This window comes from Bradyrhizobium sp. UFLA06-06 (assembly GCF_054820065.1).
In genome coordinates this window covers 1-18,062 of record NZ_JADFUD010000025.1, presented here as the reverse complement: position 1 = coordinate 18,062, position 18,062 = coordinate 1, and the positions used below count along the sequence as shown (strand labels likewise).

At 64.9% G+C, this 18,062-nt stretch carries 19 protein-coding genes; 8 read left to right on the top strand and 11 right to left on the bottom strand.

Translation table 11 applies throughout. From position 1 onward, the window contains the following. Nucleotides 1-48: 48 nt before the first annotated feature. Genes glcF through IF803_RS21710 form a run of 3 tightly spaced genes read right to left on the bottom strand, consistent with a single transcriptional unit; the run spans nt 49 to nt 3,319 of the window. Nucleotides 49-1,365 (bottom strand): glycolate oxidase subunit GlcF, encoded by a 1,317-nt coding sequence (gene glcF / locus IF803_RS21720; protein ID WP_461193416.1) that lies wholly within the window; start codon nt 1,363-1,365, stop codon nt 49-51. Then, nucleotides 1,362-2,597: an FAD-binding protein gene (locus IF803_RS21715; RefSeq protein ID WP_461193415.1), complete on the bottom strand. Its 1,236-nt coding sequence runs from the start codon at nt 2,595-2,597 to the stop codon at nt 1,362-1,364. The genes glcF and IF803_RS21715 overlap by 4 nt, the downstream gene beginning before the upstream one ends. A 32-nt stretch (nt 2,598-2,629) precedes the next feature. Then, the gene (locus tag IF803_RS21710; protein ID WP_461193414.1) at nt 2,630-3,319 is read right to left on the bottom strand and encodes an ArsR/SmtB family transcription factor; all 690 of its coding nucleotides are present in this window, start codon (nt 3,317-3,319) and stop codon (nt 2,630-2,632) included. A 197-nt stretch (nt 3,320-3,516) separates the two neighbouring features. On the opposite strand from IF803_RS21710, the gene IF803_RS21705 reads away from it, so the two are divergent. Then, nucleotides 3,517-4,002 (top strand): putative quinol monooxygenase, encoded by a 486-nt coding sequence (locus tag IF803_RS21705; RefSeq protein WP_461193413.1) that lies wholly within the window; start codon nt 3,517-3,519, stop codon nt 4,000-4,002. Between the two features lie 142 nt (nt 4,003-4,144). On the opposite strand, the gene IF803_RS21700 is transcribed toward IF803_RS21705, so the two are convergent. After that, a complete protein-coding gene (locus tag IF803_RS21700) occupies nt 4,145-5,290 on the bottom strand; it encodes an acyltransferase family protein (protein WP_461193412.1) in 1,146 nt (381 codons plus the stop codon). Between the two features lie 319 nt (nt 5,291-5,609). Here IF803_RS21700 and IF803_RS21695 point away from each other — a divergent pair, with 319 nt between their 5' ends. Then, nucleotides 5,610-6,023 carry a hypothetical protein gene (locus IF803_RS21695; protein ID WP_461193411.1) on the top strand — a complete coding sequence of 138 codons (414 nt, stop codon included), beginning with the start codon at nt 5,610-5,612 and terminating at the stop codon, nt 6,021-6,023. Here the strand turns inward: IF803_RS21695 and IF803_RS21690 are convergent. Further along, on the bottom strand, nt 6,020-7,513 hold the full coding sequence (locus tag IF803_RS21690; protein WP_461193410.1) for an FAD-linked oxidase C-terminal domain-containing protein: 1,494 nt from the start codon (nt 7,511-7,513) through the stop codon (nt 6,020-6,022). The genes IF803_RS21695 and IF803_RS21690 overlap by 4 nt on opposite strands. A gap of 235 nt (nt 7,514-7,748) precedes the next feature. On the opposite strand from IF803_RS21690, the gene cycA reads away from it, so the two are divergent. Then, the gene (gene cycA, locus IF803_RS21685) at nt 7,749-8,141 is read left to right on the top strand and encodes a cytochrome c-550 CycA (RefSeq protein WP_018269764.1); all 393 of its coding nucleotides are present in this window, start codon (nt 7,749-7,751) and stop codon (nt 8,139-8,141) included. A gap of 186 nt (nt 8,142-8,327) precedes the next feature. Here the strand turns inward: cycA and poxB are convergent, their stop codons facing one another. Together poxB and IF803_RS21675 are read right to left on the bottom strand one after the other, a co-directional pair. Continuing rightward, nucleotides 8,328-10,064, bottom strand: a complete 1,737-nt coding sequence (poxB, locus tag IF803_RS21680) for a ubiquinone-dependent pyruvate dehydrogenase (protein WP_461193409.1) — start codon at nt 10,062-10,064, stop codon at nt 8,328-8,330. Between the two features lie 110 nt (nt 10,065-10,174). Beyond that, entirely contained in the window at nt 10,175-11,137 is a 963-nt protein-coding gene (locus IF803_RS21675; protein WP_461193408.1) for an alpha/beta fold hydrolase, read from the bottom strand. Nucleotides 11,138-11,495: 358 nt separating this feature from the next. Here IF803_RS21675 and IF803_RS21670 point away from each other — a divergent pair, with 358 nt between their 5' ends. Further along, a complete protein-coding gene (locus IF803_RS21670; RefSeq protein WP_018269760.1) occupies nt 11,496-11,672 on the top strand; it encodes a hypothetical protein in 177 nt (58 codons plus the stop codon). Nucleotides 11,673-11,770: 98 nt separating this feature from the next. Here the strand turns inward: IF803_RS21670 and IF803_RS21665 are convergent, their stop codons facing one another. Continuing rightward, on the bottom strand, nt 11,771-12,454 hold the full coding sequence (locus tag IF803_RS21665; protein ID WP_461193407.1) for a tetratricopeptide repeat protein: 684 nt from the start codon (nt 12,452-12,454) through the stop codon (nt 11,771-11,773). 123 nt (nt 12,455-12,577) lie between these two features. Then, entirely contained in the window at nt 12,578-12,703 is a 126-nt protein-coding gene (gene ykgO / locus IF803_RS21660; RefSeq protein WP_002718645.1) for a type B 50S ribosomal protein L36, read from the bottom strand. Nucleotides 12,704-13,161: 458 nt separating this feature from the next. Here ykgO and IF803_RS21655 point away from each other — a divergent pair, with 458 nt between their 5' ends. The 4 genes from IF803_RS21655 (at nt 13,162) to IF803_RS21640 (ending at nt 16,242) form a co-directional block, all read left to right on the top strand. After that, a complete protein-coding gene (locus IF803_RS21655; RefSeq protein ID WP_018269758.1) occupies nt 13,162-14,046 on the top strand; it encodes a 4-hydroxyphenyl-beta-ketoacyl-CoA hydrolase in 885 nt (294 codons plus the stop codon). Between the two features lie 137 nt (nt 14,047-14,183). Continuing rightward, on the top strand, nt 14,184-15,023 hold the full coding sequence (locus IF803_RS21650) for a dienelactone hydrolase family protein (protein WP_461193406.1): 840 nt from the start codon (nt 14,184-14,186) through the stop codon (nt 15,021-15,023). Next, nucleotides 15,020-15,763 (top strand): haloacid dehalogenase type II, encoded by a 744-nt coding sequence (locus IF803_RS21645; protein WP_283064660.1) that lies wholly within the window; start codon nt 15,020-15,022, stop codon nt 15,761-15,763. The genes IF803_RS21650 and IF803_RS21645 overlap by 4 nt, the downstream gene beginning before the upstream one ends. A 5-nt stretch (nt 15,764-15,768) precedes the next feature. Next, nucleotides 15,769-16,242: a YbaK/EbsC family protein gene (locus tag IF803_RS21640; protein WP_028341121.1), complete on the top strand. Its 474-nt coding sequence runs from the start codon at nt 15,769-15,771 to the stop codon at nt 16,240-16,242. On the opposite strand, the gene IF803_RS21635 is transcribed toward IF803_RS21640, so the two are convergent. Both IF803_RS21635 and IF803_RS21630 read right to left on the bottom strand, forming a co-directional pair. Further along, nucleotides 16,239-16,619, bottom strand: a complete 381-nt coding sequence (locus tag IF803_RS21635; RefSeq protein WP_461193405.1) for a hypothetical protein — start codon at nt 16,617-16,619, stop codon at nt 16,239-16,241. The two genes, IF803_RS21640 and IF803_RS21635, sit on opposite strands and share 4 nt — an antisense overlap. A gap of 140 nt (nt 16,620-16,759) precedes the next feature. Then, nucleotides 16,760-17,749, bottom strand: a complete 990-nt coding sequence (locus tag IF803_RS21630) for a tripartite tricarboxylate transporter substrate binding protein (RefSeq protein ID WP_461193404.1) — start codon at nt 17,747-17,749, stop codon at nt 16,760-16,762. Nucleotides 17,750-18,062 lie beyond the last annotated feature (313 nt).

Here is an 18,062-nt window from a genome sequence, read left to right as displayed (position 1 = left end):
TGCGTCAGGGCAAGGCTGAGGTCCGGATCATGCTCGAGTGGCAGTCGATCAATTCAATCCTGGCCGGGGACCTCCTGTCGCCCAATCGAGAAGCTCAATCGTGTGCACCACAGGAACTGACGTACCGCCGGCAATCTGAACCATGCAGCCAATATTGCCCGCAGCGATCATGTCCGGTTTGACAAGCGCAATATTGGCGACCTTGCGATCGCGCAATCTGCTCGCAATGTCGGGCTGGAGAATGTTGTAGGTCCCCGCCGAACCGCAACACAAATGGCTCTCGGGCACATCTTTCACCACGAATCCATTCTTGGAAAGCAATTCTTTCGGAAGTTGAGTGATTTTCTGTCCATGCTGCAACGAACAAGCGGAGTGATAGGCGACGGTGACGTCGCCTTTCTGCGTTGAAGGCGCGAGCTCGAGAGCCGAGAGATACTCGGTGATATCCTTTGCCAGCGCGGAGATTCGCTTGGCCGGCTCGGCGAACGTTTTGTCCTCGCGCAGCAGGTAGCCGTAGTCTTTGACAACTGTCCCACAGCCCGAGGTCGTCACCAGGATGGCGTCGAGCCCGTTCTGGTCCGCTTCCCTTTGCCACACCGTGATGTTGGCCCGCGCTCGCGCCAGCGCGTCGCCGTCCAGTCCCATGTGATGGGTCAACGCGCCGCAGCATTGCTCGTCCTTGACCAGCACCACCTCGACGCCGTGCCGGGTCAGGACATTGATCGCGGCCTGATTGATGCGTGGCGCCAGCACCTGCTGGGCGCAGCCCTGCAGCAGCGCGACCCGGCCGCGCCGCCGGCCGATCGGCGCAAACACGGTTCCGGCAGCCGGCCCCGGCTGGGGCAGGCCACGTGGCGCGAGCGCCAGCATCGCCTTGATCCGCTGCAGCAGACCCGGACTGGACGCACCGACCGATGGCGTCGGCAGCAATGCGGCGAACGGACGGGCGAGCCCGGCCAGGATCATGCTGATCCGGAACAGGCCCGGCCGCGGCAGCACGAGGGCGAGCACCGAGCGCAGCAGCCGCTCGGTCAGCGGTCTCTGGTAATCCCGCTCGATCCGGACCCGGGCCTGGTCGACGAGGTGCATGTAGTTCACGCCCGACGGACAGGTTGTCATGCAGGCGAGACACGACAGGCAGCGGTCGATATGCTTGACCACGTCGGCCGTCGGCGGCTTGTCCTTCTCCAGCATCTCCTTGATCAGGTAGATGCGGCCGCGCGGGCTATCGAGCTCGTCGCCGAGCAGCACATAGGTCGGGCAGGTTGCGGTGCAGAAGCCGCAATGCACGCAGGCGCGCAGGATCTTGTCGGCTTCCTTGATGTCGGGATCGGCGAGCTGCGCCAGGGAAAACTCGGTCTTCATGCAGCCCCGCCTCGCATCATCCGGCCGCGGTTGAGGACGGACCTCGGATCGAAGCTCGCCCGGACCCGTTCACCGAGCGCGGCAAGCCCGGCCGCCTGCGGCTGGAACACATCGACCGCCCGGCGTACATCCTCGGTGGCGCGGATCAGGGTGGCGTGTCCGCCGATCGCCTCGACCTGGCCGCGGACCAGCGTGGCCTGGGCATCGGCGCCCGGCGGCACCGCGGCCCAGATCAGCCCGCCGCCCCAGTCGTAGATCACGTCGCCGCCGGTGGCGCGCGACAACGCCTGGCCCAGCGCGCCGCCAGAGGCCGGCGGGCAAACGATGCGCCACACCGGCCAGGCCCCGAGCGCGCCGTTCGCCGCGAACGGCACCACGTCGCGCAGCGCGCTCCAGATTGCGGCCGACGCATCATCGGCGAGGCTGTCGACCGCTCCAAAAGACGAGAGCGTCTGACTGAGCGAGGCCGCCCGGTGTGCCGCCGACGCCGAAATCCCCTCGAGCCGCACCAGCGTGACCGGCTGGCCAGAGGCGAGGCCGGCGAGCGGACCGCCCCCGGACCGCAACGCCGAACCCGGCAGATGCGCGGCGCCCGAGACGTCGAAGGGCGAGCCCAGCGCCGCCGTCATCGCCTTGTTGGCGGTGACGTCGTCGAGCCCGCGCAGCAGCAGCGTCCGCTCGGCTTCCGGCTTCGGCATGACCTTAAGCGTCACCTCGCTCATGACCGCGAGCGTGCCCCAGGAGCCGGTCAGCAGCTTGCAGAGGTCGTAGCCGGTGACGTTCTTCACCACCCGCCCGCCGGTCTTGAAGCTGTCGCCGAACCCGGACACCGCGTGCGCGCCGAGCAGATGATCCCTGATACCGCCGGCCTTGATGCGGCGGGGACCGGCCAGTCCGGCGCCGATCATGCCGCCGATCGTGCCGGCGCCCGCGGTGCCGAACAGCACAGACGTGTCCATCGGCTCGAAGGCGAATTGCTGGTTCTTGGCGTCGATCAGGGATTGCACGTCGGCAAGCGGCGCGCCGGCCTGCACGGTGATGATCAGTTCGTTCGGCTCGTAGGAACTGACCGCATTCAGCGCCGAGACGTCGAGCAGCGCATTGGTCGCCATCGGATGGCCGATGGCGCGCTTCGACCCATGTCCAATGACCTCAAGTGGCTGCTCGCCGGCGACCGCCGCGCGCACCACCTCCTCGACGTCTTTTGCGTCTCTGACCTTGAGCGTATCCACGCCCTAGCCGGTAACGAAATTCGGCTCCGAAATCAAATGCGCGCACCGAACAAATTTCTGAATGCGAGGAGTCCGGCGTCGGTGATTTCGACGGAGCGGCCCTGCGGCCGGCGCCGGATCCAGTCCCGTTGCAGCGCAAGGTCGGCAACCGCGGCCCCTGCCCGCCCGGCCAGATGCGGACGCCGCTCGCTCCAGTCGAGACACGGCCGGCACAAGATCCGCCGGCTCCGCGCCGGCGAACGCAGGTCGATGCCGAGATCGCCGAGCAATGCACGGCCGGAAGCGGTCAGCTCGCCGGCCTCCTGGTCGAGATTGAGGTGGCCGCGGTCCCGCATCGCATCGGTGACGGCGACGCCGAGCTCGCCGGCAAGGTGGTCGTAGCAGGTCCGGGCCCGGCGCATCTCGGGATCGATGCGCGGCGGCGGCCGGGACGGGTGCGGATCGATCGCGGCAACCGTCATCATGCCCTCGAGCATCTGCGCAACCAGCGGCGTGGCCAGCCGGTAGAAGCGGCGCGGACCACGCCGCTCGACCTTGAGCAGCGCCCGCTCGACCATGCGCGAAAGGTGCCAGCTCGCGGTCTGGGGCGTCACGCCCGCGACCAGCGCCAGTTCGCTCGCAGTCTGCGGGCGTCCGTCCATCAGCCGCGACAGGATGCCGGCGCGTCCGGGATCGGCGATCAGCCCGGCGAGTTCGGCAAGCTCTGGTGCGATGGTCTGCATGGCCGGCTCCGCATCGATCGAAATATTTCCCCTGCGCTTGTCGCACGTCATGCCGCTGCAACGCTTCGATCATGATCGAAATGTTCACGACATCGACATTTCGATCATCACCGAACTCGGTTCGCCGAACGATCGACTATCTCTCGCGTTGCGGTTCGGCCGGCAGGACGGTTGGCGCGAATCATCTGGAGGCGATCATGAAACGTTCGGAAGTTTCGACCACGACGATGATGCTCACCCGGCGATCGGCCGTCGCCTGGTCCGCAGCGATCATGGCGATCGCCGGCGTATCGCCCTGGGCCGGATCGCAAGCTCGATCGGAGCAAAGCAACGGAGGACTGCCAATGAAGCACTATGCGATGAGCACGAGAACCATCAGCGATGCAATCAACACCGCTGGCCTTCTGGTTGTGGCGCAATGGGAAGCCAAGGAGGGACAGGCCGACAAGGTCGCGGAAATCCTCGACGGCTTCCTGCCCGAGGCGCAGAAGGACCCGGGCACCAAGCTGTTCCTGATCGGCCGCGGCAAGGACAATCCGGCGCAATTCCTGTTCTACGAATTGTTCCAGGACGAAGCCGCGTTCAAGGCACACCAGGACAGCGCGGCTTTCAAGACCTACATCGCGGAGCAAGCGCTGCCGCTGCTCGCCAAGCGCGAGCGGTCGCAATACGCGCTGCTGTGAAGAAAGGCGCGGCGGGGAGGATGGTAGAGCGTTTTCGAGCGAAGTGGACGCGGTTCGCGTGAAGAAAACGCGTCAAAACAAGAAGCGAGAGCTTCGGTTCTGATTCAATCAGAACCGAAGCTCTCCTTCCCGCCGGCGCGGGTCAGATCGACGCGCCGCTGTTGCCGAGCGTTGCGCGCAAGCCGGCCCGCTCGGGCGGCCTGCGCCAGAAGCCGACGATCGAGATCCGCGACAGCACCGCGGCCTCGAGGCTCTCGACCTGGGTTCGGAGCCGAAGCGCGTGTTTCTCGACGAGATGCCAGGACGCGACGGCGACGCCGAAGGCGAGCGGCAGGCTGATCAGGAGGTTTAGATACCAATGCTGAACCGGCGGGCCGAACGTGGCGACGCATTGCTGGATGACGAAGCCGTAGAGATAGAGCCCGTAGGAGTAATCGCCTGACGAGACGATCCAGCTCCGCCGCGGGTTCATCAGGCCGAGATAGCACGCGACATAGGCGGCCGGCACGGGAGCCAGCGCATCGCCGCGTCCGGTCGCCATGCCGGCGGCGCACAGCACCAGCGCCAGCAGGCACACAGTGCGGTTGAACGGCACCTTGTCGCGCCAGAGGTAGAAGCCGACGCCGGCAAGGAAGCAGAACACCAGAAGGTGCGGGCGAAGCTGGATCGGCACCTCGTCCCAGCGGCAGATGTCGTAGACGATGAGCCCGATCTGGGCGATCACCATGAACCCCAGGAACGCCACCCGATTGAAGCAAATCGTGAGCACGGCGAGCAGCGCCAGGATGACGTAGCACCACAGCTCATACGGCACGGTCCAGAGCTGGGCGTTCACCAGATCCGGCAGCGGATTGTGCAGGAATACGCCCGGCAGCTCGTAATGGATGTCGCCGACGATATTGAGAAAATAGGCGTGGAATTTCGGATCGGCGACATATTGCGCCAACGGCAGCTCGGTGAAGACCGAACCGATGATGATTGCCGATAGCGTGGTTTCGACCGCGAGCGCCGGCCCAATCCGCAGCACGCGCAGGCCGAGGAAGGAAATCAGGCTCTTGCACCGGAGCAGGCTCGCGGTCACCAGGAAGCCGCTCAGGGCAAAGAACAGCGCGAGGATCATCGCGACGCCGATACGCAGCGTGCTCTGGATTTCCAGCGCGCGGCCGAGCCCGAGCGTCACGTTCGTGCTGTGCAGGCCAATGATCGACGCCGCCAGCGCGATCCGCATATAGTCGAAACCCGCGGGCCGATTGCGCGAAAGCGCCAGCTGATCGGCCAGGCTGGGCATCGATGTGCTCCCGAAGACATGCATCTGCGGAAAATACCGAGCAACAGTCTAAGGCCGTGTAAATGGGTCCGCGCTGTAATTGCAGCGACGCGCGACGGCGGCCACCGCGGCAAGCATTGGTTAAGGTTATCGAATGGCTAGGGCGATCCGTCGAATTGTATCGACCGGCCCTCGCGCGTTGGTGGCTCTGGGCGCACACTCAGCACGTTGGCCTCGGGGCCAATAGCTGACGTGGCTCCTGATGCCGTGGAAGCAGGGCTTGTTATCGTCATTCGGCAACCGTTGATTTGATCGCGGCTCCGCCAGGAGAACCATCACGATGCACATCAAACCGATAGCCATCGTGCTGCTCGCGATGATCGCGCCGGGACAGGCGCGTGCCGCTCTGCTCACCGACGCCGAGGCGACGTTCCTCGACCAGCTCGCTACCGCAGCCGCGGTGCTCGAACAACGATGCACCGGCTATGAGGCCAATGGTGCCGGCGGCGTTCAAACGGGCGCCAGACTCCTCGGCAGCCCCGACGCCGCGATGGCCATGATCAATGCGTTCGACGCAGCCATCAAGGCTCACGACGGCAACGACTACGATCCGCGCAAATTCCGCCCCGAGGTGTCCGAAGCGGCCGGCAAGACCTTCAAGCGCGTCCGGGCGGCGTTGATCAGAGACCCGGAAGCGGCCTGCGCGGGCTATGGCGATAGCGGCGCGGCGTCGGGGCTGCTCAGACGGTACTAGAACCGCGGGATGTCCGGGAACGCCAGCTTGCCGGCGTGGACATGGACGCGGCCGAGCTCGGCGCAGCGGTGCAGGGTCGGAAACACCTTGCCGGGGTTGAGCAGGCCCTGGGCATCGAAGGCGCATTTCAGCCGCTGCTGCTGGTTGAGGTCGATCTCGGTGAACATGTCCGGCATCAGGTCGCGCTTCTCGATGCCGACCCCGTGCTCGCCGGTGAGCACGCCGCCGAGCTCGACGCAGCAGCGCAGGATGTCGGCGCCGAACGCCTCCGCCTTCTCGATCTCGCCCGGCTTGTTGGCATCGTAGAGGATCAAGGGATGCAGATTGCCGTCGCCGGCGTGGAACACATTGGCGACGCCGAGGCCGTATTTCTCGGAGAGCTCGCGGATCCGCGCCAGGGCCTTCGGCAAGGCGCCGCGCGGGATGGTGCCGTCCATGCAGAGATAGTCCGGCGAGATGCGCCCGACCGCGGGGAACGCCGCCTTGCGGCCGGCCCAGAACAGATTGCGCTCGGCCTCCGAGGTCGAGATCTGGCAGGAGGTCGAGCCGCAGCCCTGCGCGATCGCCTCGACGCGCTTAATCAGCTCGTCGACCTCGACCTGAGGGCCGTCGAGCTCAATGATCAACAGCGCCTCGACGTCGAGCGGATAACCGGCATGGACGAACGCCTCCGCGGCGTGGATCGCGGGCTTGTCCATCATCTCCATGCCGCCGGGGATGATGCCGGCGCCGATGATCCGCGCGACGCATTCGCCGGCCGCTTCGACCTCGGCGAAACCGACCATCAGCGCACGCGCCGTCTCCGGCTTCTGCAGGATGCGCACCGTGATCTCGGTGATGACGCCGAGCAGCCCCTCCGAGCCGGTGATGATTCCCATCAGATCATAGCCGGCATTCTCGGCCGACTTGCCGCCGATGCGCAGGATCTCGCCCGACATCAGCACGATCTCGCAGCCGAGCACGTTGTTGGTCGTCATGCCGTATTTCAGGCAGTGCACGCCGCCGGAATTCTCCGCGACATTGCCGCCGATCGAGCAGGCGATCTGCGACGACGGATCGGGCGCGTAGTAGAAGCCGGCATGGGCGACCGCCTGGCTGATCGCGAGGTTGGTGACGCCGGGCTCGGTGACAACGACGCGGTTGTCGAAGTCGATCTCGCGAATCCGCTTGAACTTGCCTAGTCCGAGCAGCACGCCGTCGGCAAGCGGCAGCGCGCCGCCGGACAGCGAGGTGCCGGAGCCGCGCGGCACCACCTTGATGCCCTGGCCCTGGCAATATTTGAGGACCTTCGACACCTGCTCGGTGGTATCGGGCAGCACCACGACCATCGGCGGCTGCCGATAGGCAGTCAGGCCGTCGGATTCATAGGCCAGCATCTCGGCGGCACTGTCGATCACGCCCTCGCCCGGGACGATTGCGCGCAAGGCGGCCACGATTTCGGCGCGGCGAGCGAGGACGGCCTGGTCGGCCGCCGGCATCATGATGGACATCGTTGTTCCCTCGGCTGGGCTTTTGCCCTTCGCCGATTTGTTACGACAAATCAATTACGTCTGCACCTGTTTCAGTGGACCGGCCGAAGGTCGGATTGCCCCACCCAGCAATGGCGAGTTCTCTCTCGGACAAGCGGGCGGCCTCGAAACCTGTCAAAGTTTCGTGGCTTGTCCTGTCCAAGCCGGACATGCCACAAACGATCACTACCTCCCGGGACGAAACGAAGAGAACCCCATGAACCTAAAGACCTTGAGCGCGCTGGCGGTCGTCACATCGCTGGCTTCCGCATCCTCCGCGCTGGCGCAGGATGCCGCCGCCGGCAAGACCTCGTTCAATAAATGCCTCGCGTGCCACGCAATCGGCGAAGGCGCCAAGAACAAGGTCGGCCCCGAGCTCAACGGCCTCGACGGCCGCCATTCCGGCTCCGCGCCGGACTACAATTATTCCGATGCCAACAAGAATTCCGGCATCACCTGGAACAAGGAAACCTTCCTCGAATACATCAAGGATCCGAAGGCCAAGATCCCCGGCACCAAGATGGCATTCGCCGGCATCAAGAACGAGAACGAGGCCAACAACCTCTGGGCCTATGTCTCCTCGTTCGACAAGGACGGCAAGCAGAAGTAATCGGCGGTATCGGTCGCCGTCCGCCCGGCGCCAATGCCGGGGCGGACGTTAGAACGGGATGGCTTTTCTTCGAAACGCCATCCCCTTCTGGCTCTCTGATTTGAACATGATCTCCGCGCAGACCCGTCTCGCGTTTGTCGCGACAGAAATCGCCACCCGCTTCCGGATCATGCCTGGCCGCCGCGATCAGCGCGGCAACAGATTGGTCTTGGCGAGATCGACCACCTCGTCGCCGCGGCCGCTCATCACCGCGCGCAGCACCCACAGGCTGAATCCCTTCACCTGCTCCAGCGTAATGGTCGGCGGCATCGACAGCTCCTGCGTCGCGGTCACGACGTCGAGCACCGCCGGGCCGTCATGCGCGAGCACGTCGCGGATCGCGCCCTCGAGCTCGCCGGGATCCTCCACCCTGACGCCGTGAATGCCCATGGCGCGTGCCATCGCCGCGAAATCCGGATTCTTCAGATCGACCCCGGTCTCGATGAAGCCGGCGGCCTTCATCTCCAGCGCGACGAAGCCGAGCACGCTGTTGTTGAAGATCACGACCTTCACCGGTAGCTTGGCCTGGGTCAGCGTGATCAGATCGCCCATCAGCATGGCAAAGCCGCCGTCGCCGGACATCGACACCACCTGCCGGCCGGGCTGCGCCGCCTGCGCGCCGATCGCATGCGCCATCGCATTGGCCATCGAGCCATGTACCCAGGAGCCGACCAGACGGCGGCGGCCATTCATTTTCAGATAGCGCGCGGCCCAGATCGTCGGCGTGCCGACGTCGGCGGTGAATACCGCATCCTCGCTCGCCTGCTCGCTGAGCAGGCGCGCCAGATATTGCGGATGGATCGGCTTTTGGCCCGGCTTGCCGCGGGCGAGATCGTCGAGCCCGGCGCGGGCGTCCTTGTAATGCGCGAGGCTGGCATCGAGATGCTTGCGGTCGGTCTTCACATGGAGCTTCGGCAGCAGCGCGGCGATGGTCTCGCCGACGTCGCCGACGATGCCGAGATCGAGCTTGCAGCGGCGGCCGAGATTTTCGGGGCGGATATCGACCTGCGCGATGTTGATGCCGGTCGGGAAGAACTGCTTGTAGGGAAAATCGGTGCCCAGCATCAGCAGCACGTCGCAGCCGTGCATGGCGGCATAGCCGGAGGAGAAGCCGATGAAGCCGGTCATGCCGACGTCGTAGGGGTTGTCGTATTCGACATATTCCTTGCCGCCGAGCGCGTGTACGATCGGGCTCTTCAGCGTCTCGGCAAGCTTGATCAAGCCGTCATGCGCCCCGGCGCAGCCGCGGCCGCAGAACAGCGTGACGCGCCGCGCGCCATTGAGCAGCGCCGCCAGCGCATTCAACTCAGGTTCGGCCGGACGCACCACCGGCGCCGGCGGCAGCAGGCCGGCATTCGGCGCGATGTCGCGCTTCGGCGCGGTCCGCATCGCGACGTCGCCGGGCAGCACCAATACGGCGACGCCGCGCTTGCCGACCGCGGCGCGGATCGCGTTCTCCAGCATGTAGGGCAGTTGCGCCGGATCCGACACCAGCTCGCAATAATGGCTGCATTCGCGAAACAGGTCCTGCGGATGGGTCTCCTGGAAATAGCCGCCGCCTATTTCAGCGGAGGGGATCTGCGCCGCGAGCGCCAGCACCGGCGTGCGGCTGCGATGCGCATCGAACAGGCCGTTGATGAGATGGAGATTGCCGGGGCCGCAGGAGCCCGCGCACACCGCGAGCGCGCCCGTGATCTGGGATTCGGCGGCGGCGGCGAACGCGGCCACCTCCTCGTGACGCACATGCAGCCAATCGATCGTGCCGCGCTTGCGCAACGCCTCGGTCAGGCCGTTGAGGCTGTCGCCGACGACGCCGTAGATGCGCTTCACGCCGGCCTGGGCAAGGGTTTCAGCGATGAGGTCGGCAATGTTGTCGATCCGCATGAGACGTGTCCTTTGCTGCAATCCGAAACCGGTGAGCCGCATGATGTTCGGCGCCGCGCGGCGGCGCAAGCCTTGCCGGATCACATTCGCGCGGCGCAAAGGCGCGGCAGCTATTGCGCCGTCACCACGTCCCGCACCATCAGGCCGGCCATCGTCTCGATCTCGGACGCCACGAGGTCAGGCACGACGTACTGCACCATGTGGCCTGTGCCCGGCAGCACGATCAGCTTCGCGTTCGGCGCCGATGCGGCGAGCGGCCGCGAGTGGATGCCGGTCGAGACCGTCTTGTCGACGTCGCCCGAAATGATTGACAGCGGCGCCCTGATCTCGGCATAGCGCGGGGCCTGTTCGACAACGGCGGCCTTCAGCGTGACGAGGTCGCGCGCATTGGCGATGAATTCGCGCGGGCGCAGCAGGAGCAATGACTCGCTGTCGCGGACGAAATCGACCGGCATGGGCTGCGGCGCGAACACGCCGCGCGCAGCCGAACTGGCAATGAGGAGACCGAGCGGCAGCGTGATCGTATGCGCAAGCAACGGCCCGATCAGCGGCGTCGCAATCACGTCATTGTAGCGTCCGGCGCCGCCGCGCCACGGATAGGCCACAGGGGCGAGCAGCACGAGGCCGGCGACGCGATCCGGATGATCCAGTGCAATGCGCAAGGCAAGCGCGCCGGCCCAGGAATGCGCCACCACGATCGCCCGCTCGACGCCGAGCCTGGTCAGCGCCTCCACGATCATCCGGCCCTGGATCGCGGGCGTCGAATCCGCGACGCGCTCGCGCGGACTCCAGCCGTGACCCGGCCGGTCGATCAGGATCACCCGGCGCGCTTTGGCAATGCGATCGCCGAGCGGCTGCATCGCGCGCAGATTGGAGCTTGCGCCATGCAGCATCACGACCGGCGGCCCGACCGCGTCGCGCGGGCCGAGTTCGACCACATGCAGCCGCGCCCCGGCCACATCGATCATTCGGCCCCGAGGCGGAAAGGCGCGCTGGATCAGCAGGGCGCCGAGCTGTGTCGCCAGGGCCAGCACCAGCCCGGCTACCGCCAGCGCAATGATTACGGTCAACATCGAGGGGATCCGAAAGGTCTTAGGCACCTGATTGGGCACCTGACAATTACGACGAAGCCGAAATCAGGTTTCGCGCGGATGTGCCCCCTGCCCGGGTATGCTCTTGTTCGAAAAGCCAATCGTCAATTTTCCGGCTCGCGCACGGCGCGGAGTTGTCCACAATGCGCCCAGCCTGTGGATAGCGGGTTCATACCTGCGTCATCAGTAATTTCATAGATTGGCGGTGGCATTTTCGCCATCAGACGCGAGGCTTCATCGACACCGGGACGCTACTGGAACGCTTCCTGGCTTGTACACAGTATCCACAGGAACCGGCGTCCGCATGACGAGTTCAACGGGAAGTAATCGGAGGAGTACCATGATTTCCGACCCTAGCGATGCGGCCATCGATCAGATCGTGGCGAGTTGCAATGGCGACCTGCGCGGCGCCCTGAAGGCACTGTTGCTGGTGAATGAGCACCTGGAGGCGGAGCTTCAGCAATTCTATGCTGCCGTAGCCCAGGACACCGCGTCCCGCGGCAAGTTCTTGCACTAGCGTCCTGCGCCGGACCGTATCGCGAGCAAGCATCAGGCTCGTGAGCAACGTGCCCATTCGCGGCCATCGCCCCACCGATCGCGATCAATCGCACGCAATCAGATATCGCGGCCTTCGACCTTTTCGGTCAGCTGCTTGACGATTTGCGGCACCTTCTCGAGGTAGGGATCGACAGCCAGCGCCTTGCGGAAGGCGTCGAGCGCACGCTTGTCGTCGCCCATGTCCTGCATGATCATGCCGACGCCTGCCAGCGCGCCGAAATGGCGGGGTTCACGGGTCAGCACCTGCTGCAGGTCTCCCAGCGAACGAACGTAATCGTTCTTCAAATAGTAGATCGTCGCACGCCGGTTCCAGGCCTCGACATAGTCGGGGCGGAGCTTGATCACCGCGTCCAGCAGCTTCAGCGCGACATCGACATTCTGGGCATCGATCGCCGCCTTGGCGCGCACCATCAACAACGCCGCGGTATCGCTCGGGGTTTGCAGCCACAGCGCCCAGATCCGCGCCTCGACATGGCGGGCGCTGTCCTCGTCGGGCGCGGCCTTCAACGCGCCGAACAGGAAATCCAGCCCGCGGGTGCGGTCGGCCGGCACCTTCGGCAGCTTGGTCGGCGCTTCAGGTAGTTTTTTCTGGGCCTTGGGCGGCGGGACCACCCGCGGATCGTCCTGCGCGACGGCTGGAACAGGCAAAGTCAAAACAGGTCCGGCCAGAAGCGCGGCGATCAGGATCGCCAGCCGGCGGTTGGCGGGCCCCAGGAACTTGAATCCGAGCTTTAATCCCATGGCCGAAGTCTAGACGCACAACGCCGCACTGCAAAGCAGCGCGGCGTCAAAGACCTGTGAAGGAAGGATCGGAATCGGCCGGCGATCCGGGCGGGATCAGCCTTGTCGATCAGATTTGTCGGATCAACCCTGGCGCGCCTTGAAGCGGCGCTGGACCTTGTTGATCACGTAGACGCGGCCCTTGCGACGGACCAATCGGTTGTTGCGATGGCGGCCGCGCAGCGACTTCAGCGAGTTACGGACCTTCATGGGACAATCCTGTTACTTCGAAAGGCCCGTGTTGGAGGCCGTAGCTGATCAATGCCAATAACTGGCAAAATGGGATTTATCCCGACAAGCGGCCTGCCGCCCGGGACGGCCGGGTTCTAAGCCATCGGACCGTTAAATGTCAACCGAGACGGCCGATTTTCAGGCCTATCCTGGCCCGGAACCCGCGGAAGGCACCGCGCCACACCCTTGAGATTATTTCGGAAACGGCGACGGCCACAATTATCCGGGCCATCGAGGCGACCCGCCATCTCCCTTTGACGATGGCGCGGCGGCCGCCGAATCGCGTTTTCGGCCTCTTCGCGCCCGCCCCGACTGGACCACGCGCCGGATTGAGCTCTGCGCACGGCCAGAATCCTTCAACTCCTCGGCGCTTGCGAAAATCGTTATATCATATAATTATTTTCCATCACCAATGAACACGCCGCCGGGGAAGCCGAATGCCCAAGCTCAAACTGCCCGACATCGAAAAGGTCACCGCGATCGACATCCACACCCATGCCGAGGAGCCGTGCGGCATGCATGGCGACGACGGCTATGACGACTTCCAGGCGCAGATGGCCGACTACTTCAAGTCGCCGCACAAGCATCCGCCGACCGTGCCGGAGACCGCGGCCTATTACCGTGCCAAGAACATCGCCGCGGTGATCTTCCCGGTCGACGCCGAGCGCGAGACCGGCTTCCGCCGCTACAACAATTACGAAATGCTCGAGGTCGCCTCCGACCATCTCGACGTGCTGATCCCGTTCGTCTCGATCGATCCGCACAAGGGCAAGCTCGGCGTCCGCGAGGCACGCAAGCTGATCGAGGAATACGGCGTCCGCGGCTTCAAATTCCACCCGACCATGCAGGGCTTCTACGCCAACGACCGCATGGCCTATCCGCTCTATGAAGCCATCAATGACGGCGGCGCGATCGCGCTATTCCACACCGGTCAGACCGGCGTCGGCTCCGGCATGCCGGGCGGCATGGGGATGCGGCTGAAATATTCCAACCCGATGTACATGGACGACGTCGCGGCCGATTTCCCCGACCTCAAGATCATCCTCGCGCATCCCTCCTTCCCCTGGCAGGAAGAGGCGCTGTCGGTCGCGACCCACAAGCCGAACGTCTATATCGACCTCTCCGGCTGGTCGCCGAAATACTTCCCGCCGATCCTGGTGCGCTACATCAACTCGATCCTGCAGGACAAGATGCTGTTCGGCTCGGACTGGCCGGTGATCACGCCGGACCGCTGGCTCGCCGATTTCGCCAAGCTCGACATTCGCGAGGAGATCCGGCCGAAGGTCATGAAGGCCAACGCGCGGAAGATTTTGGGGATCTAGAGCATGATCCGGAAAAGTGCGAAGCGGTTTTCCGAAAAGATCATGCTCAAACAAGGAGATGAGATCATGATGCGATTCCGTGGAAGCGCATCATGATCTAAGGGAGTATCATCGGCGGCAAGCTTCGGAGGTGGTTCATGACGAACTTCACCGGACTTGCCACCCTCACCGCACTCCTGATCGGAAGCGCAGAACTCTGCTGCGCGGCACGCGCCGGGCAGCCGGCCGCGTTCGTCGAATTCGAGAGCCCGCTTGCAAGTGCGCAGCCATTGCAGGGTTATCTGCGAACACCCGATGGACCGGGCCCCTCGCCCGCCGTGGTGCTGCTGCACGGCTGCAGCGGCTTCTTCAAGCAACTCGACGAGCGCTGGGGCAAGCGGCTGGCGGCCTGGGGCTATGTCACGCTCACGGTCGACCGGTTCGGGCCGCGCGGCATCACCAGCGCCTGCACGAGCGGCGCGCCGGCCGCAACCGTCCATGACGCCTATCGTGCGCTGAGCTATCTCGCGCGGCAATCGGCGGTCGATCCCGATCGCGTCGCGGTGGTCGGGTTCTCGCAAGGCGCCTGGCTCGCCCTGCTCTCGGTCGAGCGTGGCGCGATCGAACATAACGCGGCAGAGAAATTCCGCGCGGCCGTCGCGTTCTACCCGCCCTGCCTCAGCATCAAGGGCGACATGACGGTGCCGACGCTGATCATGGTCGGCGAGCTCGACGACTGGACGCCGGCCAAGGAGTGCCGGACCCTGGCCGAAGGCCGCGACGATTACGGCATCTCCCGGCAGAATCGTGCGGGACATCCGATCGAGCTGATCGTCTATCCCGGCGCCTATCACGGTTTCGACGTGCAGCATTACAGCACGCCGGTGCAGATGCTCGGTCATCACCTCGAATTCAACGAGGTAGCCAGGGATCAATCCATCGACGCACTCAGGAAATTCCTGTATGCGACAATCGGCGGGCAAGAGAGATCACAATGACCATCAAGGCAATCGTCTTCGACGCCTACGGCACACTCTACGACGTCCAGTCGGTGGCCGACGTCACCGAGGATGCGTTCCCCGGCTACGGCGACATCATCACGCAGATCTGGCGCATCAAGCAGCTCGAATATAGCTGGCTGCGTTCGCTGATGCGGCGCTACCAGGATTTCGCCGGCGTAACTCGCGACTCCCTCGCCTACACGCTGCGCTGCCTCGGCCTGCAATATGACGCGGCGACCTTCGCTCGCATCATCGACAAGTATCAGCATCTGGCGCTGTATCCGGATGCGGTCGCCGCGCTCGAGGCGATGAAGGACAAGAAGCTCGCGATCCTCTCCAACGGCAGCCCCGACATGCTGAATGCGCTGGTGCGCAATTCGGGGCTCGACCGCGTGCTCGATGCGACCATCAGCGTCGATGCCCACAAGGTGTTCAAGCCGGCGCCCGAAGCCTACACGCTGATCGAGGAGGTGCTGAAAGTACCGCCGGCGGAGGTGCTGTTCATCTCCTCCAATCCGTGGGACGCCTGCGGTGCCAAGTCGTTCGGCCTCAACGTCGCATGGATCGAGCGGGTGACGCCGGAAGCGATGGCGCTGGCCTGCGTCGAAAGCGAGACGGTCGCCCCATTGACGATGTTCAAGGCACTGCGTACCCAGATGGACGAGCTCGGCGTCGTGCCCGATCACCGGATCCACGGTCTCTCCGAACTTCCCGCCCTGGTGTCTGCAAGGTCCTGAACATTATGAGTCTCGACTCCGTCCGCGCCTTCTTCGCCGAGAAGGCGCCCGAAATCTCCGTGATCGAATCCACCACGAGCTCCGCGACCGTCGTGCTGGCGGCGGAGGCCTACGGCGTCGAGCCGGCGCGGATCGCCAAGACGTTGAGCCTGCGGGTCGGCGACCGCGTGGTGCTGATCGTTGCCGCCGGGACGTCGCGGATGGACAACAAGAAGGTCAAGGCGGCGTTCGGCGGCAAGCCGAAGATGCTCGGCCTCGACGAGGTCGCCGACATCACCGGTCACGAGGTCGGCGGCGTCTGCCCGTTCGGGCTGAAGACGCCACTGCCGGTCTATTGCGACGTATCGCTGAAGGCATTCGATGTCGTGGTGCCGGCGGCGGGCTCGACCCACAGCGCGGTCCGCATCACGCCCGACAGGATGGCGGAGCTGACCGCAGCCGAATGGGTCGACGTCTGCGAAGTCAGACCCGAGAATTAGTCCTCATCGTCGAACGGTGGCCGCGATGGCGCCGGCTGCACCGGCTGTGGTGCACGCGGCCGCTGCTGCATCTGCGGCTGCTGCGGCGCACGACCCTGCATTTGCGGCTGTTGGGCCCGGCCTTGTGTCTGCGGCTGTTGCGCGTTCGATTCGAACACGGCACGACAACTGTTGGAAAGTTGCGGCGTGTTCTGCCGCAGGCAAGCCACGATGCGCTGCACGTCGGGCACCTGGTCGCTGCAAAGCCGCCACACGTCCGGTGTGCACGCCATCTGCTGTTCCCAGGTTCCCCGATACTCCTCGGCGACCGCGGCCGTTGCCGTGGCAGCTCCGCCGATCGCTATGGCAAGGCTCAGGACGATCCGCTGCGATCGCATGTCGGGCTCCCGTAGTTCCAGATGTTGGCCCGCGCGCGCAAGTTCCCGCGCCGCGATTTGCTCCAAAGCTGCCCAATGAATGCGGCCAAGGATCGTTCACGCGGACAACTAAAAGTGAAGAGAGTTTGTCCCGGAGGGACCTATTCGACCTTGCCGATCTTTTTCACCGCAGCGATCAACCGCGCGCTGTCGTCTGCAACAAATTTTGAGAACGCCGGCGCGTCCATATAGGCAACCGGACTGCCCGCGGTTTCGAAGGTCTTGATCACCTCCGGCGCCTTCACCGCATCGGCCATCGCCGCGCGCAGCCGGTCCATGATCGGCATCGGCAGCGCGGCTTGCGCGAACAGTCCCGCCCAGATGTAGAACTCGACGTCCTTGTAGCCGAGTTCCTTGAACGTCGGCAGATCGGGGAAGCTTGCGATCCGCTCGGCGCCCCAATTGGCGAGCACGCGCATCTTGCCGTCCTCGACCTGCTGCTTGAGCGTGCCCGGCGCTGACGCCAATGCCTGCACGGTGCCGGAAAGCAGCGCGGTGAGCGCCGGGCCTGCGCCGCGGAACGGCACGTGCAGCAGCTTTATCCCTGCGCTCGCCGCGAACATCTCCATCGCGACATGCAGCGTGCCGTACGGACCGGACGAGCCGTAGGGGATCTGTCCCGGGCGTTTCTTCGCGTCATCGACGAATTCCTGCAGCGATTTCCACGGCGCCGAGGCCGGCACCGCCAGCAGCGTCGGGTCAGCGAGCACGCGTGCGACCGGCGCGAACTGCGACACCTCGTAAGCAACCGGACGATCGAACAGCCGGTCGGCCTCCGGCAGCACCGCGAGCGAGGACAGCGTCATCAGCAGCGTATAGCCGTCTGGCTCGGCGCGCGCGGCCTGTGCATTGCCGATCGATCCGCCTGCTCCGCCGGCGCGATTGTCGACGATCACGGGCTTGCCGAGGATGCGCTCCAGCGCGAGCGCCACCGGCCGTGCCGCAAGGTCGGCCTGGCCGCCGGCCGGAAACGGCACGATCATCGTGATGTTGCGGTTGGGATAGGCGCCTTGCGCAAACGCGGAGTTGGCGAGCGCAGTCTGCGCAAGCGGCAATGCGGCAGCGGCGCGCAGGAGTTCGCGGCGGTTCATCGAGAGTTTCTCCCCAGTCATCCTTCTTGGCGATCGCAGCCGATCGCAATGCCACGGTCATGGCCGCGGCTTGGTCGCATGGTGCAGGAGCGGGACGCGCATCTCAAGCGTCCCGCTGCCGCATCCGGTGCGGACTGACTAACGAAGAAGATCGAGGCCAGCTGGGTCAGGTCCTAGCGGTTGACGGAATTAGGCCAAGTGGCAGTCGCAAAGGCGGTGCGCCCCCTCTCCCGCTTGCGAGGGCTTTGCGCAAAGGCGAATCTGCGATTCTCTAAGACCGATCTGAAGGGGGAGGCGGGGATGGCGTATCGGC

Coding starts and splice junctions, on each gene's coding strand:
- glcF (WP_461193416.1), bottom strand. CDS start 1,365: ATGAAGACCGAGTTTTCCCTGGCGCAGCTCGCCGATCCCGACATCAAG.
- IF803_RS21710 (WP_461193414.1), bottom strand. CDS start 3,319: ATGCAGACCATCGCACCAGAGCTTGCCGAACTCGCCGGGCTGATCGCC.
- IF803_RS21705 (WP_461193413.1), top strand. CDS start 3,517: ATGAAACGTTCGGAAGTTTCGACCACGACGATGATGCTCACCCGGCGA.
- IF803_RS21700 (WP_461193412.1), bottom strand. CDS start 5,290: ATGCCCAGCCTGGCCGATCAGCTGGCGCTTTCGCGCAATCGGCCCGCG.
- IF803_RS21695 (WP_461193411.1), top strand. CDS start 5,610: ATGCACATCAAACCGATAGCCATCGTGCTGCTCGCGATGATCGCGCCG.
- IF803_RS21690 (WP_461193410.1), bottom strand. CDS start 7,513: ATGTCCATCATGATGCCGGCGGCCGACCAGGCCGTCCTCGCTCGCCGC.
- cycA (WP_018269764.1), top strand. CDS start 7,749: ATGAACCTAAAGACCTTGAGCGCGCTGGCGGTCGTCACATCGCTGGCT.
- poxB (WP_461193409.1), bottom strand. CDS start 10,064: ATGCGGATCGACAACATTGCCGACCTCATCGCTGAAACCCTTGCCCAG.
- IF803_RS21675 (WP_461193408.1), bottom strand. CDS start 11,137: ATGTTGACCGTAATCATTGCGCTGGCGGTAGCCGGGCTGGTGCTGGCC.
- IF803_RS21670 (WP_018269760.1), top strand. CDS start 11,496: ATGATTTCCGACCCTAGCGATGCGGCCATCGATCAGATCGTGGCGAGT.
- IF803_RS21665 (WP_461193407.1), bottom strand. CDS start 12,454: ATGGGATTAAAGCTCGGATTCAAGTTCCTGGGGCCCGCCAACCGCCGG.
- ykgO (WP_002718645.1), bottom strand. CDS start 12,703: ATGAAGGTCCGTAACTCGCTGAAGTCGCTGCGCGGCCGCCATCGCAAC.
- IF803_RS21655 (WP_018269758.1), top strand. CDS start 13,162: ATGCCCAAGCTCAAACTGCCCGACATCGAAAAGGTCACCGCGATCGAC.
- IF803_RS21650 (WP_461193406.1), top strand. CDS start 14,184: ATGACGAACTTCACCGGACTTGCCACCCTCACCGCACTCCTGATCGGA.
- IF803_RS21645 (WP_283064660.1), top strand. CDS start 15,020: ATGACCATCAAGGCAATCGTCTTCGACGCCTACGGCACACTCTACGAC.
- IF803_RS21640 (WP_028341121.1), top strand. CDS start 15,769: ATGAGTCTCGACTCCGTCCGCGCCTTCTTCGCCGAGAAGGCGCCCGAA.
- IF803_RS21635 (WP_461193405.1), bottom strand. CDS start 16,619: ATGCGATCGCAGCGGATCGTCCTGAGCCTTGCCATAGCGATCGGCGGA.
- IF803_RS21630 (WP_461193404.1), bottom strand. CDS start 17,749: ATGAACCGCCGCGAACTCCTGCGCGCCGCTGCCGCATTGCCGCTTGCG.